General features: G+C 72.2%; 17 protein-coding genes. 6 read left to right on the forward strand and 11 right to left on the reverse strand.

Annotation, left to right across the window (positions count from 1 at the left end):
* The 7 genes from AMK22_RS16770 to AMK22_RS16800 all read right to left on the reverse strand — a co-directional run bounded on the left by AMK22_RS16770 (nt 1) and on the right by AMK22_RS16800 (nt 6650).
* Nucleotides 1–765, reverse strand: a complete 765-nt coding sequence (locus tag AMK22_RS16770; RefSeq protein WP_073785800.1) for an ABC transporter ATP-binding protein — start codon at nt 763–765, stop codon at nt 1–3.
* A complete protein-coding gene (locus tag AMK22_RS16775) occupies nt 762–1562 on the reverse strand; it encodes an ATP-binding cassette domain-containing protein (protein ID WP_073785801.1) in 801 nt (266 codons plus the stop codon). Before AMK22_RS16775 ends, AMK22_RS16770 begins: the two co-directional genes overlap by 4 nt.
* The gene (locus AMK22_RS16780; RefSeq protein ID WP_073785802.1) at nt 1559–2443 is read right to left on the reverse strand and encodes an ABC transporter permease; all 885 of its coding nucleotides are present in this window, start codon (nt 2441–2443) and stop codon (nt 1559–1561) included. The genes AMK22_RS16775 and AMK22_RS16780 overlap by 4 nt, the downstream gene beginning before the upstream one ends.
* On the reverse strand, nt 2440–3405 hold the full coding sequence (locus tag AMK22_RS16785) for an ABC transporter permease (protein WP_073785803.1): 966 nt from the start codon (nt 3403–3405) through the stop codon (nt 2440–2442). The genes AMK22_RS16780 and AMK22_RS16785 overlap by 4 nt, the downstream gene beginning before the upstream one ends.
* Entirely contained in the window at nt 3405–4916 is a 1512-nt protein-coding gene (locus AMK22_RS16790; RefSeq protein WP_073785804.1) for an ABC transporter substrate-binding protein, read from the reverse strand. Before AMK22_RS16790 ends, AMK22_RS16785 begins: the two co-directional genes overlap by 1 nt.
* A 45-nt stretch (nt 4917–4961) precedes the next feature.
* On the reverse strand, nt 4962–5702 hold the full coding sequence (locus AMK22_RS16795) for a DUF1684 domain-containing protein (protein WP_073785805.1): 741 nt from the start codon (nt 5700–5702) through the stop codon (nt 4962–4964).
* A gap of 249 nt (nt 5703–5951) precedes the next feature.
* Nucleotides 5952–6650 carry an HAD family hydrolase gene (locus tag AMK22_RS16800; protein ID WP_073785806.1) on the reverse strand — a complete coding sequence of 233 codons (699 nt, stop codon included), beginning with the start codon at nt 6648–6650 and terminating at the stop codon, nt 5952–5954.
* A 573-nt stretch (nt 6651–7223) separates the two neighbouring features.
* Here AMK22_RS16800 and AMK22_RS16805 point away from each other — a divergent pair.
* Nucleotides 7224–7901 (forward strand): ScbR family autoregulator-binding transcription factor, encoded by a 678-nt coding sequence (locus tag AMK22_RS16805; RefSeq protein WP_073785807.1) that lies wholly within the window; start codon nt 7224–7226, stop codon nt 7899–7901.
* Between the two features lie 58 nt (nt 7902–7959).
* On the opposite strand, the gene AMK22_RS16810 is transcribed toward AMK22_RS16805, so the two are convergent.
* From AMK22_RS16810 to AMK22_RS16825, 3 genes are all read right to left on the reverse strand, one after another.
* Nucleotides 7960–8466, reverse strand: coding sequence for a nucleoside deaminase (locus AMK22_RS16810; RefSeq protein WP_079186194.1), 507 nt, complete (start codon nt 8464–8466; stop codon nt 7960–7962).
* Nucleotides 8467–8835: 369 nt separating this feature from the next.
* The gene (gene cynS, locus AMK22_RS16820) at nt 8836–9306 is read right to left on the reverse strand and encodes a cyanase (protein WP_073785809.1); all 471 of its coding nucleotides are present in this window, start codon (nt 9304–9306) and stop codon (nt 8836–8838) included.
* Nucleotides 9307–9364: 58 nt separating this feature from the next.
* Nucleotides 9365–9964 (reverse strand): carbonic anhydrase, encoded by a 600-nt coding sequence (locus AMK22_RS16825; RefSeq protein WP_073786016.1) that lies wholly within the window; start codon nt 9962–9964, stop codon nt 9365–9367.
* 300 nt (nt 9965–10264) lie between these two features.
* Here AMK22_RS16825 and cynR point away from each other — a divergent pair, with 300 nt between their 5' ends.
* Complete coding sequence (gene cynR, locus AMK22_RS16830) at nt 10265–11197, forward strand: transcriptional regulator CynR (RefSeq protein ID WP_199883241.1); 933 nt, start codon at nt 10265–10267, stop codon at nt 11195–11197.
* Nucleotides 11198–11213: 16 nt separating this feature from the next.
* Nucleotides 11214–11858, forward strand: coding sequence for a GntR family transcriptional regulator (locus AMK22_RS16835; protein ID WP_073785811.1), 645 nt, complete (start codon nt 11214–11216; stop codon nt 11856–11858).
* A 313-nt stretch (nt 11859–12171) separates the two neighbouring features.
* Here the strand turns inward: AMK22_RS16835 and AMK22_RS40075 are convergent, their stop codons facing one another.
* On the reverse strand, nt 12172–12327 hold the full coding sequence (locus AMK22_RS40075; RefSeq protein ID WP_199883242.1) for a hypothetical protein: 156 nt from the start codon (nt 12325–12327) through the stop codon (nt 12172–12174).
* 210 nt (nt 12328–12537) lie between these two features.
* On the opposite strand from AMK22_RS40075, the gene AMK22_RS16840 reads away from it, so the two are divergent.
* The 3 genes from AMK22_RS16840 to AMK22_RS39520 all read left to right on the forward strand — a co-directional run bounded on the left by AMK22_RS16840 (nt 12538) and on the right by AMK22_RS39520 (nt 15630).
* Entirely contained in the window at nt 12538–13656 is a 1119-nt protein-coding gene (locus AMK22_RS16840; protein ID WP_079186216.1) for a PP2C family protein-serine/threonine phosphatase, read from the forward strand.
* A gap of 141 nt (nt 13657–13797) precedes the next feature.
* Complete coding sequence (locus AMK22_RS16845; protein ID WP_073785815.1) at nt 13798–15315, forward strand: glutamate synthase subunit beta; 1518 nt, start codon at nt 13798–13800, stop codon at nt 15313–15315.
* Nucleotides 15316–15453: 138 nt separating this feature from the next.
* On the forward strand, nt 15454–15630 hold the full coding sequence (locus AMK22_RS39520; protein WP_158072054.1) for a hypothetical protein: 177 nt from the start codon (nt 15454–15456) through the stop codon (nt 15628–15630).
* Nucleotides 15631–15701: the final 71 nt, after the last annotated feature.

Genomic DNA, 15701 nt, shown 5'->3' on the forward strand with positions numbered 1-15701 from the left:
TCAGGCGGGCAGCCGCGGCACGCTCTCGACGAGGCGGCGCGTGTACGGGTGCGCCGGGGCGCCCAGCACCTGCACGGTGTCGCCCTGCTCGACGAGCGCACCGCGCTCCAGGACCGCGGTGCGCTCGCAGAGCGAGGCGACCACCGACAGGTCGTGCGAGACCATGACCAGCGTCAGGCCGCGCTCCTCCTTCAGCTCCTTGAGCAGATCGACGACCTTGACGCGCGTGGTGACGTCGAGCGCGCTGACCGGCTCGTCGGCGAGCAGCACCCGCGGATCGCACACCGTCGCGCGGGCGATCGCGATGCGTTGGCGCTGGCCGCCGGAGAACTCGTGCGGATAGCGCCCCGCCGCGTCGGCCGGGAGACCGACCCGCTCCAGGGCCTCGGCGACCTTGGGCACGGCGCCGGCCCGGCTGTCGATGCCCAGGGAGCGCAGGGGCTCGGACACGATCGCGCCGATGCGCCGACGCGGGTTCAGCGACGAGTACGGGTCCTGGAAGACGCACTGCACACCGCGCCGGAACCGCCGCATCTGCGCCCCGTCGCGCGGCCTCAGCTCCTCGCCGTCGAACCGGACGGCGCCCGAGGACGGCCGGGCCAGCCCGAGCAGCAGCCGCAGCAGTGTGGTCTTGCCCGCGCCCGACTCCCCGACGAGGGCGAGGGACTGTCCGGAACCGACGGCGAGGGAGATGTCCTCGACGACGGGCGCGCCGTGTCCCCGGTATCCGAAGGAGACCTTCTCCAGCTCCAGTACGGGCGTCATCGCGTGCTCCTCAGGTCCAGCGCCGATTCCAGCCGGCGGGCGCTCGCCACCAGTGCCCTGGTGTACTCCTCGCGCGGGGCGCTCACGATCTCGTGGACGTCGCCCTCCTCCACGGCCCGCCCGTCCTTGAGGACCAGCACGCGATCGGCGACCTTCGAGACGACCGCGAGATCGTGACTGACGAACAGGACCGCCATGCCCCGGTCCCGTACCAGGGTGTCAAGCAGGTCGAGCATGTCGGACTGCACGGTGACGTCGAGCGCGGTGGTCGGCTCGTCCGCGATGAGCAGCTGCGGATCGCAGGCCAGCGCCATGGCGAGCGCGACACGCTGGCGCTGGCCGCCGGAGATCTCGTGCGGGAAGGCGCGGGCGATCCGGTCCGGCTCGGGCAGCCGCACCTGTTCCAGGGCCTCCACGACGGCCCGCCTCAGCCCGGCGCCCTTCAGCCCCCGCCGCCTGCCGAGCGGTTCGGCGATCTGCCGGCCGACCCGCATCAGGGGGTCGAGTGCGGTGAGCGGCTCCTGGAAGACGACGGAGGCGTCCCGGCCGCGCACGCCCGTGAGCCGCTTCTCGCTCGCGCCCACGATCTGCGTACCGGCCAGCTCGACGCTTCCGGTGGCCGTCATGCCGTCCGGCAGCAGGCCGAGCACGGCGAGGGTGGTCAGCGACTTCCCGGAGCCCGACTCCCCGATGAGACCGAGGCGTTCACCCCGGCCCATGGTCAGCGAGAGGCCGTCGACGAGGGTCCGCCCCCGCGCCGTGCGGATCGTGAGGTCGTGTACGTCGAGGATGGTCACGAGCGCCTCCGCCGGGTCGCGGGGTCGAGGGTGTCGCGCAGCCCGTCGGCGACGAGGTTCACGCCGATGACGAGCAGCACGAGCAGGATGCCCGGTGCCAGCGCGCCCGCCGGGGCCGTGGTGAAGGTGGCCTGCGCCTCCTGGAGCATGCGGCCCCACGAGGCGTTGGGCGGCGGCGCGCCCAGGCCCAGGTACGACAGCCCGGCCTCGGCCAGTACCGCGAGCCCGAACTGCAGGGCGAGGTTCACCACGAGCGTCGGCCAGATGTTGGGCAGCACGTGCCCGGTCACGATGCGCGGCCACGAGGTGCCCGAGGTGCGCGCCGCCGTGATGTAGTCCCGCGCCAGGACCCGCTTGACCAGGATCCGCACCAGCCGTGCCACGACCGCGCTCTGCGCGAGGCCGATCGCCAGCACGGCGGACCCCAGGGTGGCCGAGCGGGCGGCGACGATCAGCATCGCCAGCAGCAGCGTCGGGAAGGCGATCAGGATGTCGAGGAACGCGGAGACCGTGTCGTCGAGCCAGCCCTGCGCGAACGCGGCCAGCACGCCCAGCGTGCCGCCGAGTGCGGCGGCGATGAGCACCGAGCCCAGCCCGGCCTCGAAGGCGATGCGGGAACCGGTCATCAGCTGGGTGAGCAGATCACGGCCCAGCTTGTCGGTGCCGAGCGGATGCCCCGCACCGGGGCCCGCGAGCCGTCCGCCGGACGTGTCGTCGGCGGCGTACGGGAGCCAGAACAGCGAGACCAGCGCGACGGCGGCGATCAGCCCGGCCAGGACGCAGCCGGTCACCAGCGTGTACGAGCGCCGCCCGCGCCGCTCGCCCTCGGCGGCCCCCGCCGGGGCCGCCGCCGTGTGTTTCGTCGGGACCGGGGAAGTCATCGGGCACCTCCGGAGAGCCTGCCGCGCAGTCGGGGGTCGACGATCCGCTGGACGAGGTCGGCCACGAATCCGATGACCAGCACCGCGAGGGTGGAGACGAACAGCACGCCCTGGATCACCGGATAGTCGTGCTGTGCGATGCCGGTCGCGAGCAGGGAGCCGAGGCCGGGGAGCGCGTACACGGACTCCACGACCACCGCGCCCAGCAGGGTGGACGCCAGCTCGATGCCGAGGATCGAGATCACCGGGACCGAGGCGTTGCGCAGCCCGTGCCGCCACATCGCCTGCCCGAACGAGGCGCCCATGGCCCGTGCGGTGCGCAGGTAGTCGCTGCCCAGCACGTCGAGCACGGCCGACCTGACGTAGCGGATCAGCGAGGCGCTCATGACCAGCGCGATGGTGACGACGGGCAGCGTGAGCGAGCGAACCGCCTCGGCCGGCTGCGACCAGCCCTCCTGCGGGAAGCCGCCCGCCGGCAGCCAGCCGGCGTTCAGCGCGAAGACGGCGATGAGGATCATGCCGAGCCAGAACACCGGGACGGCGATGCCCAGTTGGGACACCCCGTTGAGCAGAGCGCCGTACCAGGTCCGCCGCCGGTGCGCGGCCACGAAGCCGACCGGCACCGCGATGAGCACCGCCAGCACGAACGACGCCAGCGTCAGCGGGACCGTGATGTTCAGCCGGGAGCCGATCTCGGGACCGACGGGCAGCGAGCTGACGAACGACGCGCCGAGGTCGCCGCTCGCCAGCTGCCCGATCCAGTGCGTGAACTGCTCGGGCAGCGGCCGGTCGGACCCGATGGCGTGCCGGGCCGCGGCGATCTGCTCCGCGTCGGCGCCCACGGCGGTGAGCGCGTTGGCGGGGTCGCCCGGCAGCATCCGCAGCAGCACGAACAGCACCACGCTCGCCAGGGCCAGCGAGACCAGCAGGAAGGCGAGACGGCGCAGCAGGTAGCGGCCCATCAGCCCTTCTTGATGTCGTAGGCGAAGAACTGGGAGTTCAGGCCGTTGACCGGGTATCCGGAGATCTTGCTGCCCGCCACCACGATCTGCGGGTACAGGTACAGCCAGTCGCTGGCCGCGTCCTCGGCGGTCTTGCGGTTGACCTTCTTCAGGAGCTCGGTCTGCTCGGCGGTGCTGGATGCCTGCTCGGCCTCCTCGACCCACCGGGTGACCTGCTCGTCGTCGTAGCCCCAGTAGAAGTCGGGGTTGCCGTACCAGACCAGGTCGCGGTCGTTGACGTGCTCCTGGAGCGTGGCCGTGAAGTCGTGGTTCTTGTAGACCTTCGTGTACCACTCGTCCGGCGTGATCGTGTTGATCCTGACGGTGATGCCGACCTTGGCGAGTTCGGACTTGATGAAGGTCGCGGCGGTCGGGTGCGGGTCGTAGTTCGGGGTGTCGAGCGTGAAGGAGAAGCCCTTCGCGTATCCGGCCTCGGCGAGCAGCTTCTTGGCGCGCGCGGTGTCGTACGCGTTGACGTCGGTGAGGTCCTCGTACCAGGGGTCGGTGGGCGGCACCATCGAGCCGATGGGCTTGCCGTAGCCGCCCCACACGGACTTCAGCAGCTTCTCGTCGTCGATGGCGGCGGAGACGGCCCGGCGCACCTTGACGTCGGTGAACGGCTTGGCCCTGTCGTTGAAGGCGAGCAGCAGCTTGGTCGTCGAATTCCCGTCGTTCACCTTGTAGTTCGGGTTGTTCTTGAACTGGTCGAGGGCGTCGGGCGACTGCTCGCTCGTGACGACGTCCACCGCGTTGGTCAGCAGCGCGTTGTTCAGCGCGGTGGCGTCCTTGTAGTAGTGGAAGACGACCCGCTTGTTGGCTGCCGCGTCGCCCCAGTAGCCGGCGAAGCGGTTCATGGCGAGGGCGGAGCCGCGGGTCCACTTGTCCAGCGTGTACGGGCCGGTGCCGTCCTCGCTCGTCCTGAGGTCCTTGGCCTGGGAGTTGATGATCCAGACGTAGGAGAGGTTGTAGACGAAGGAGATCGACTTCTTCGACAGCCCGACCACGACCGTGCGGGCGTCGGGCGTCCCGACGGACTTGATGACCTCGAGGTTGCTCTTGCGCGCGGACTGCGAGTCCTTCGCGATCACCTTCTCCAGGCTGTACTTGACGTCCTGGCTGGTGAGCTTCTTGCCGCTGTGGAACGTCACGCCGTCGCGCAGGGTGAAGGTGTACGTGAGGCCGTCGGCGGAGACCTTGTGGTCCTGCGCGAGGAGCTTTTCGACCTTGCCGTCGTCGGTGAGCCTGAACAGCCCCTCGTAGACGTTGCCGTTGAGCGCCTCGGTGACGCCCTGGCCGCCGCCCCCGGTGTTGTCGAGGTTCTGCGGCTCGTAGAGCGAACCGATGTCGATGGTGGCGTCCTTGCCGCTGCCGCCCCCGGACGAGCCGCCGGTGGCGCCACCGCAGGCCGTGAGGGTCAGGGCGAGGGCGGCAGCGGTCGCTCCGCCGTACAGGGAGGTCTTCTTGATGCTCATGAGGAGTACGCGCTTTCGTGCTGCGGGGCGGAGTTGCCGGGGCGATCAGTGCTGTGCGGGGAAGCCGTCGCGGAAGACGGGGCGCTTCTCTCCTGCCGTCACGGGCAGGTGGAAACGGTTCTGCCGCGGCGGCATCGGACAGTTGTACTGATCGGAGAAGCCGCAGGGCGGCACGAAGGCACGGTTGAAGTCGAGGAGCACGCGGCCCTCGCCGGTGCGGGTGACGAAGAGGAAGCGTCCGGCGCCGTAGGTGGTGTCGCCGTTGGTCGGGTCACCGAAGACGAGCAGCAGGGTGCCGTCGTCGTCGAAGGCGCTCAGGGTGTAGTCCCGGCCGTCCAGGGTGAGTTCGATGTCTCCCGGTACGACGAGGTCGCGGGTGCCGCCGTTGTCCCGGATGTGCTCGAACGGGACCCTCCTGGCGCCCGTCACCGGCGTGTACGACGCCTCCAGCACCCAGGACGGGTCGTACGGGAAGACATCGGTGCGGTCGAAGTGCCGGATCGCGGGGGAGTGCGCGTCCCAGAAACGCAGTCCGTACTCGGGCGCGCCGGTGACGGCGTCGGTGCGTTCGAGCGTGGTGACGGTCACGGTGTCCGGCTGCCCGGTGCGGGCCGCGTCCGGGTCGGGCCGCTCGCCGTCCGGGGCCCAGCGGGTCTCGACGAGGGCGAGGTTCCCGGTGGCCGAGGTGACGGAGCGGCGCCGTTCGGCGCGCCATGCCTCCCAGTCCGCGGCGGCGTCGGCGGGCGGTTCGGGGGACGGGGCGGCGTGCGGCACGGTGGTACTCATTCGCGTAGGCGTTCATGGCTGTCACGCCTCGAATATCACGGTGCGTGAGTTTCAACCCAAAGGACCTTCTTTATCTTCCATAAGGCACGCTAATGTCAAATATGACTGCATGGTGAGACCCGGACGTCGCGCGCCCCGGGCTCCGGGCCGAGTGGTACGGGACCGGAACACGCACCGGCACACCGCGGCCGTGCCGCCGTCGTGTGCCGGTGCGAGCCGGGCCCGGGGCCGCGTCGGCGGCCCGGTGCCTCATGCGACGGGCGGCCCGGCGTCGGCGATCCAGGTGTGGGCCCAGGCCACCAGTGCCGGATCGTTCAGGGCGTCGACCCACAGGTCGGCCCGTTCCGCCCCCCGGCCGGAGGGCCGTGGCCCGACGCCGACCACCCGCAGTCCGGCCCTCCGGGCGGACTCGATGCCGGTGAGGGAGTCCTCGACCGCCAGCGCTTCGTGCGGTCGGACACCGCACCGTTCCGCCGCCTCGGCGTACACATCGGGGCGGGGCTTGGGGCGCAGGGAGCCGCCCGCCACGACGACGTGGTCGAAGTGGCCGAGCAGTCCGGCCCGCCGCAGGCACGACTCCACCATCTCCCGCGGGCAGTTGCTGGCGACCGCGAGCGGCATGTGGCGAGCGGTGAGCCCCACCAGGGCGGCAGCGCCCGGCATGGTGACGGGGTCCTCGTCGACCAGCGTCATGAAGTGCATCAGGAGCGATTGCGTCATCTCGTAGGTGAGTTCGGGTTTCCCGGTCTCCCGGGCCATGAGGCTTCCGCACTCGGTGTAGTGGACGCCCTGGGCGCGTTCGGCGAAGCCGGGCGGGGGCTTGAGGCCGAACTCCGCGAACACTCTGTTGCGGGCGTCCTGCCAGTGGCGTTCGGTGTCCATGAGTGTGCCGTCGCAATCGAAGACGATGGCGGCGGGGGACCAGTTGGGAATGGGGTGAGCTGCCATTTCTCTGCCGTTCTCGGAGCGTGCGCCGGCCGCGGTCCGATTCCGGTTCGCTGTTCTCCCGGACCGGGGGAAGGCGCGCTGGGCTGAGGGTGAACTGGATTTCGGACGATCTTCGGTGACCGTTTGAGAAGGCGGTCGATCGCCTCTGCGGAGCTCGCCGCGACGGATTTCATCCGTCGATTCGGGGCGGGCCCGAAAACATCGTGCCGACTACGTTAATTTCGCGTCCGAGCGGCGCGCAATCACTACTTCGAGTGTTTTGGCGCGGGGCGATCGCGCGCCGGGCGTGCGCGGAGGAGTGGCCCGAGGGTGACCGTGCGGAGCCGATCGGCCGCCCAATCGGCCCGAAAGCCCGGTGATGTGGAAAAAACCTGGTCGTTTCCGGGAACAGTCGTGGCGGAGCCGTGTGCGAATGAGTGGGCAAGCCCCCGGGTTTCCTTGGCATCCCCCTGTGTGCGCAGTCGAAGAATAATAAAATCTCCGCTCGGTACGGTTGGGCGAGGCCGTCGATGCGCGGGCGCACTACCTCCTCGCGCCTTATGTATCGCATGGAATATCGAAGGTGGAACACGCATGCAGGACAGAGCGCGAACGACCCGGAGATCTCTGCTGGAATCCGCGGCGCAGCTCTTCGTCGAACGGGGGTATGCGGGAACGAGCGTCAACGACATATGCGCCCGTTCGGGAAGGACCAGCGGGGCCGTCTACTTCCACTACTCCAGCAAGGAGAAACTCGCCCTCGCCGTGGTGCGCGACCGGTTCGCCGCGTGGCCCCAGCTGTCCGCGTACTACACGGCCCCGGACGTCCCGCCGCTCGAACGGCTCGTCGCCCTGAGCTTCGAGATCGCCAGGGTCCTGTGCCAGGACGTCGTGGCGCGGGCGGGTGCCCGGCTGTGGGCGGAGCGGCGGAGCATCGACGCCGTCGTTCCCACCCCGTTCGCCGCCTGGACCGCGGCCGCCACCCGGCTGCTCGCCGACGCCCGGTCACGGGGCGAACTCGCCGCGGGTGTCGAACCGGCGGGTGCCGCCCCGGCCCTGGTGTGCGCCTTCTTCGGCCTGTACAGCCTCAGCGGCGACGGGACACCGCGGGAGGACGAGTTCGTCTCCCGGCTCGACCAGTGGTGGCGGCTCGTCCTGAACGCCCTGCAGGCGCGCCCGGACCCCGGCGCGCTGATCGCGAGTGCCCGCGCCCGGCTTCCCGTCGGCGGGCCGGACGCCCGGCGGGAGCGCCGACCGGGTCCCGGGGCGTGATCCGCCATCGGTGCGGCGGGACCCGAACCGGCCGCGTCCGTACCGAAGGAGACCGGGATCACATCGCCCGGTGCCTCGACAGGTAGGAGGCGCGGTGCATCTCCCGCAGGCGATCGGCCAGGGCCGGCACCGGTCCCTGGACCTCGATGCCCGCTACCACCTCCTGGACCGGCAGGGCGCGCACCGGGGACGGCGGCGCGCCCAGCTCGTCCAGCCACTGCGTCAGCTGGGCCGCGGAGTGGGCGTAGACGATGCGGTCGAGGCCCACCCAGCCGTGGGCGGCGGCGCACATGGGGCAGTGCTCGCCCGAGGTGAAGACGGTCGCCGCGGCCCGCTGGGGCGCCGTGAGGTGTACGGCCGCCCAGCGGGCCAGTTCGAACTCGGGGTGGTGGGTGCTGTCGCCGAGGCCGTGCACGCGGTTGCGGTCCTCGGCGAGGACCCGGCCGTCGCCGCTCACCAGGACGGAACCGAAGGGCTCGTCCCCGGCCCGCAGCGCCTCCTCGGCCAGGTGCACGGCCCGCTCCAGGTGGCGGAGTTCGGCATCGGACAGCTCGACTGATGGCAAGGGTCTCTCCTCGTGTGTGCGGACGGGCCGGGTGTACGGGGCTCGGGGTGCGGGGCGGCCCGCGGGTCCGTGGTACCACCCGGGGCGGGAGGCAGGCCTGCGCGCCGCGCCGTCCGTCGTGCGGGTGGGCGGCGCGGCGCGCAGGCGGCTATCGGGCCGTCGGCGCTCCCGCCACCCTGCGGTCCCCGCCGTTGTGCTCCTGCCAGAACCGGTACACGTCGACGGCGGCCTCGTGCGGCTCGTGCCGCATCGGCAGCCGGCGGGCGGGCGGATCCGGCGGGCGGACCGGGACGGCACCGGCGGATGCCGTCCCGGCCCGACGACCGGTGTCCCGCGTCCTGTGCGGACGCGCCGTCGGAAGTCGACCGGTCAGAAGGGCTTGGTGGGCAAGTACTTGCCGTCCAGGGTGATGACGGCGCGCTCCCCGCCCTCGGGGTCGGCGACCTTCTTCACCTCCAGCTTGAAGTTGATCGCGCTGATGATGCCGTCGCCGAACTGTTCGTGGACGAGCGCCTTGAGGGTGGTGCCGTATACCTGGAGCATCTCGTAGAAGCGGTAGATCGTCGGGTCGGTGGGAATCCGGTCGGGGATCGATCCCCGCGTCGGGATGGTCTGCAGCAGCAGGGCGGCGTCGGCGTCCAGGCCCAGCAGCTCCGCCACGGCCTCGGCGGACTTCTTCGGGAGGGCCTGCTGGCCGAGGACGGCGGCGGTGACGAAGGCGACCGACAGCTCGGCGGCGTCGGCGATCCGCTGCCAGGTCACGTCCTTGCGGGTCTTGGCCTCGACGGCGGCCACGGCCAGGGCCGCGCGGGCGGTGGGGTCGAACTGGGCGTGGGGCATGGGGTTTCCTTTCCGTGGCACCGGCACCGAGGCGGCCGGTGCGTTCTCGAGGGGTGTGTCAGGCCGCGGTGACGACGGGGTCGACCGTCTCGACGGATCCGGTCGCGATGTCGAAGACCCAGCCGTGCAGGGTGAGCGTCCGGGCGGCCAGGGCGCGGGCCACCGAGGGATGGGTGACCAGGTTCTCCAGCTGTGCCGCGACATTGACGCGCACCAGGGCGGCCGGTCCGGACGTGCCGGGTGCGACCGGTGCGGCGGCGGCGCGGGCGCGTGCGGCGTCCGCGTGCCGCAGCCAGTCGGCGATCACCGGGGCGCCGCTCAGGTCGTGCTCCTCGGCCAGGGCGGTCATGGCACCGCAGGCCGAGTGCCCGCAGACGACCGCGTCGCGGACGCCCAGCACGGAGACGGCGTACTCGATGCTCGCCGCGACGCCGTCCGTGCCCGAGGAATGGGCGGGGACCAGATTGCCCGCGGTGCGGACGACGAACAGCTCACCGGGTTCGCTCTGGGTGATCAGTTCGGGTACCACGCGGGCATCGGAGCAGCCGATGAACAGCGTCCTGGGCCGGTGCGTCGTGGCCAGGCGGGCGAACAGTCCGGCCTTCGCGGGGAACACCTCGCGGCGGAAACGCTCGGAGCCGTCGGTGATGTCGTGCACGGTCACTCCCTTCGGTGGTCGCCGGCCCGATGGGCTGACGTCATCCACCATGCATGACCTGCCGCTATAGAGTCCAAGTCATGTTGCCCATAGATCCCATTGATCTCATCTATGAATCGGGTGCGGACGGTCCGGGTCGTGACGGCGAGCGCGGTCCTCCCGGTCGCCTGACGCGCCCCGGGCCGCTCCGCCGGGCGTCGTCCCGCCGGGGTCCGAGGCCGTGGCGCCCCGATGACCAGGGGGCATAGGCGACGTCGAATATTCGTGGGGACATCGATCGATCGGCCCTATACTCCGGGCATGGGCCCGGAACTGCGTCACCTCCGTTACCTGATCGCCGTGGTCGAACACGGCAGCTTCACGCGTGCGGCCGACGAACTGCGCATCTCCCAGCCGACGCTGTCGCAGCAGATCAAGCAGTTGGAGAGAGCGGTCGGCGTCCAGCTCCTCGACCGCAGCGGCCGAGGTGTCCGCCCGACCGACGCGGGCGAGGTCTATGTACGCCATGCGCGGCGCGCTCTCGGCGAACTGGCGGCGGCCGACCGTGCCGTCCTCGACGTCGCCGACCTCTCCCGGGGGCATCTGCGCCTGGCGATGACGCCGACATTCACCGCCTACCTGGTCGGACCGCTCGCCCGGGAACTGCGCACCCGTCACCCCGGCATCAGCCTGGAGGTGCGGGAGATGACGCAGGACCGCATCGAGGCGAGCCTGCTGGCCGACGAACTGGACCTCGGCATCGCGTTCGGGGGAGACCACCTCTCCGGGATCGCGGCGGTCCCGCTCTTCACCGAGACGCTCGGCCTCGTCGTCACCACCCGCCGCCCGGACGCCCGGACCGGGAAACCCGTCCCGGTCCGTGAGCTGGCCGGACAGCAACTCGCCCTGCTCAGCAGCGACTTCGCCACGCGCAATCACATCGATCGGTACTTCGCCCGGCATCGGGTCAGCCCGCCGATCGCCGTGGAGGCCAACAGCGTCCAGGCGCTCACCGAGATCGTGCAGCGCACCGACCGGCTGGCCACCGTGCTGCCCGAAGCGGTCACGGACGACCACCCCCATCTCACCCCCGTCCCGGTCGACCCGCCCCTGCCCACCAGGGTCGCCACCCTGCTGCGCCGGGAGAGTGCCTACGAGAGCGCCGCCGCGCGCGCCTTCACCCGGCTGACGCACGCCCTGGTCCGGGAGCGCGGTTACGCACCGGCCGGGCCGTGCCACGACGCCCCCGACTGAATGGGAGAATGAGGACATGACACCGCCTGGCGGCTTCGAACCCGAGTCGGAGCGGGTCACCCGGCAGTTGCGTGACCAGATCATCGACGGCGCACGCGCGCCCGGCAGCAGACTCGTCGAGCGCGAACTCGCCGCGGAGCTCGGAGTGAGCAGGCTGCCCATCCGGGAGGCCCTGCGGGACCTGGTCACCGAGGGACTGGTCACCCCGAGGCCGCGCACCTGGGCCGTGGTGCGGGAGTTCACGCCGACGGACATCGCGGACCTCGACGAGGTCCGTACGGCCCTGGAGACGCTGACGTTCCGGCTCGCCGCCCAACGGCGCACCCGCGCGGGACTGGCGAAGCTGCGCGCGGATCTCGACGCCGAGCTGAGCGCGGCGCACGAGGGCGACGCCGTACGGGCGCGACGGGCGGCGGCCGACTTCCACGAGACGGTGACGTCCCTCGCCGACAACGAGCTGCTGAACGAGCTCGGAGGAACCCTGCGCAGCAGGATGCGCTGGCTGCTGGGGCAGCACGACGACCTCGTGGAGGTCGCCGAGGAGCACGAGAACCTCTACGAGGCGATCGCGGACCGGGACGTGCCGCGGGTCGAGGAACTCGTCATGAAGCACCTGGTGACCAGCCGTGCCGCCGCGCGCCGCAAGCACACCCGGGAATGAACGCCGGCCCACCGGGTCAGGACGCCGGCTCCCGCATCGGCCCGTCCGCGCGGATGCGGGAGGCCAGGACCGCGATGTCGTCCTCCGCGTCCCGGCCGTACCGGTCGAGCACCTCGTCCAGCAGGTCCTCCACCCGCCCGCCCGGTCCTCGACGGTGGGCCGGACGCCACCGGCGCGCATCGGCGCCGGCCACGGCCCGGTCCCGGCGGGCACGGGCCCGCGGCCGGGGAACGAGGGTCCCGTACGGGCGGAGCCACCCGTACGGGCGGTGGCCGCGGGCCCGCGGCGGCGGCCGTCGTGGGGCCGCGCCGGGTCAGCTCTCGGCGTCCTCCGGCAGGCGCTCGCCCTCCGCCTGGGACGGCTGGGTGCGTGTCGTGGCGGGATGCCGCTGCTCGGCCGGGTTGAGATCCTCGTCCAGCCGCTCGCCCTCGGCCTGCGACGGGGTCGGGTATTCCTCGTTCTCGCTCATGGCCGCCTCCACGGTCGGAACGCGTGCGGGGGACTGCCCGCAGAACGAGCCTAACGCGCCGACCGGGCGCCGGCCCGCCCGTGGCGCCCGGTCGACGCGCACCCCGCCGAGTCGTGAGGCGGCCGGACGCGGTGCACTGTGGAAGACGTGAGGATCGGTGAACGCTTCAGGGCTCTGCGCACGTCATGGCGGCCGGGCCACGGGCTGGTGATGGTGCCCCTGGCCCTGATCGCCGTGATCACCCTCGCGGACATCCTGACGGGGCGGGACATACAGCTCGGACCGCTGCTGGTCATAGCACCCGCGCTCTGCGCGTCCTTCGCGGGCCCGGTGCTCACGGGAGTGGTCGGGGGGCTGGCCGTGGCTGCCCAGACGCTCATCGTCCACCACCTCGGCAGGCTGACCACCGAGAACGCGTTGGTGCAGATCATCGCCCTCGCGGTGCTCTCCGGGCTGATCGTGTTCTACTGCCTGCTGCGGGAACGCCGGGGCAGACAGCTCGCCCGGGTGCGGTCGGTGGCGGAGGCCGCGCAGCAGGTGCTGCTGTGGCCGCTCCCGGAACGCATCGGCCCGCTGCGGGTCGCCTCCCTGTACCTGCCCGCGGAGGACGAGGCCCTGATCGGCGGGGACCTGTACGCGGTCACCCGTGTCGAGGGCGGAACGCGGTTGCTGATCGGCGACGTGCGGGGCAAGGGCCTGGCCGCGATCGGCGAGGCCGCCGTACTGCTCGGGGCGTTCCGCGAGGCCGCCCACCGGCACACCGGCCTGCCCGAGCTCGCCGCGGCCCTCGAACAGAGCGTCTGCCGCTACGAGGCCGACTTCGAGCGGGAGGGCGAGATCGGTGAACCCTTCGTCACCGCCCTGCTGCTGGAGATCCCCGACGAGGGCGGCGTCAGCCGGATGACGAGCTGCGGGCACCCCCCGCCCCTGCTGCTGGGCCCGGGGCACTCCGTCACCGTGCCCCGGCTGCGACCTTCGCCGCCCCTCGGGGTCGGCAGCCTGGGGCCGTCCTCCTACGCCCTGGACTCGTTCGTCTTCGAGGACGGCGAGACGCTGCTCCTCTACACCGACGGCGTCATCGAGGCGCGCGACGGGGGCGGACGGTTCTACCCGTTCACGGAGCGGGCCGCCCGGTGGACGGAGAGTTCCCCGGAGGCACTCCTGCACCATCTGCGACGCGATCTCCTGGCCCACGCCGGGGGACGGCTGGGAGACGACGCGGCCGTCATCGCGATCCACCGCCAGCCCGTCGCCTTCGAGCCGCACCGGTTCGGCGAGGCCGCCCGCGCGGTGGGCCTCGCCGAACCCCGAGGGGCCGGGGAGGCCTGACGCGGCCCGTGCGGCGGGCCCCGCGAGTCGGCGCCCGGCGCGGACCCGTCCGCGGCTCTTCACCCCGATGGCCGCGAGGGCGTGCGAGCGTAGGCTGGCTCTGACGCCTGTGCACCGCGAGTGGGCGACGGAGGCGGAGTCATGACCGACCCCCACGGCTTTCTCAGGACCGATCGTCGGCCCGTTCCCGCCCGCCCCGTCCAGGAACGGCTGGGCGACTGGGACGAGGTCCACGCGGGGCGGACCAGGCTGCCGCTCGTGTCCGAACAGGCGGGGCGCTGCATGGACTGCGGCATCCCCTTCTGCCACAGCGGCTGCCCCCTGGGAAACCTCATCCCCGAGTGGAACGCCTACGCGAGGAAGGGGGACTGGTGGGCGGCGGCCGAGCGGCTGCACGCCACGAACAACTTCCCGGAGTTCACCGGGCGGCTCTGCCCGGCGCCGTGCGAGGACTCCTGCGTGCTGTCCATCAACGCCGACCCCGTGACGATCAAGAACGTCGAGCAGACCATCGCCGACGAGAGCTGGGCACGCGGATACGCGGAGCCCCGCCCGCCGGGGCGCCTCAGCGGCAGGACCGTCGCCGTCGTCGGTTCCGGACCTGCGGGGCTCGCGGCGGCGCAGCAGCTCACCCGCGCCGGCCACTCCGTCACCGTCTACGAACGCGCCGACCGCCTCGGAGGACTGCTGCGGTACGGCATCCCCGCCTTCAAGCTGGAGAAGTGCCATCTGGACCGCCGCATCGAGCAGATGCGGGCGGAGGGCACGGAGTTCCGCACCGGCGTGCGCGTCGGTGACGACCTCGACGCACGCGGCCTCATGGACGGCAACGACGCGGTCGTCATCGCCGTCGGGGCCACGGAGCGCAGGGAACTGCCCGTCCCGGGCCGTGAGCTGTGCGGCATCCACCAGGCCATGGAGTACCTGACGCTGGCCAACCGGGTCGCCGAGGGGGACCGGGACCTCGCGGTCCTCACCGCCGAGGGCAGACACGTCGTGATCGTCGGCGGCGGCGACACCGGGGCGGACTGCCTCGGCACGGTGCTGCGCCAGGGCGCCGCGTCCGTCGTCCAGCTCGACATCAACCCCGAACCCGGACCCGTACGCCCGGACACCGAACCCTGGCCCGTGCGCCCCCGGATCTACCGGGTGTCCCACGCCCACGAGGAGGCCCGGGACCGGGCCGGCGGGGACCCGAGACACTTCTGCGCGGCCACCCTCGGCTTCGACGACGACGGGGCCGGCCGTGTGTGCGCGCTGCGCCTGGCGGAGGTGGGGCCCGCGGACAGGACGCCGAGGCCGGGCACGGAACACGTCATCCGCGCCGACCTGGTCCTGCTCGCCCTCGGTTTCCACGGTCCGGAACGGGAGGGCGGGCTGGTGCGTCAGCTCGGACTCGTACTGGACGACCGGGGGAACTACGCCCGGACCGACGCCTTCGAGGCCGTGACGGCCGCACCGTCGCCGGCCGGCCCGTCGGCGGCGGACGCGCGGGCGGGAGGCGTGTTCATCGCGGGTGACGCGGGGCGCGGACAGTCCCTCGTCGTCTGGGCCATCGCGGAGGGACGGTCCGCCGCCGCGGCGACGGACCGCTACCTGAACGGCTCCACGATGCTCCCGGCTCCCGTGGCGCCGCACGACCGCCCCCTGGTCGCCTGAGCACCCGGCCGCCGGGCGCCCCGACGCGCGCGGTGCCGGTCGTCCGGTCCGCGGGGCGGCCGGGGCCGCCGTCACCGCGACCGGCCCCGGACCGCCCCCGTCGCGTCGCGCCACTGCCGCCGGGACTCCCGTACACGGGTGGTGGCCAGGCCCGGCCGGCGCTCCGCGATGTCCGCGGCGGCGACCGGCACCGCGCGCATCGGGGCGCTCCCGGGCGTCGACACGGTCGAGACCGCCCCGATCATCCGCACCCTCAAGCGGACCGGAACCGTCGCACGCGACCAGGCCCCGGCGGGCGGCGCACCGCGCCGGTGAGCGCCGCGCCCGCGCCCCGGCAGCCACCGCGCGGGTCCGCCGATCGTCGAGGCATCGAAGAACATGAGGCT

The organism is Streptomyces sp. CB01580 (assembly GCF_001905795.1).
Lineage (GTDB): Bacteria > Actinomycetota > Actinomycetes > Streptomycetales > Streptomycetaceae > Streptomyces.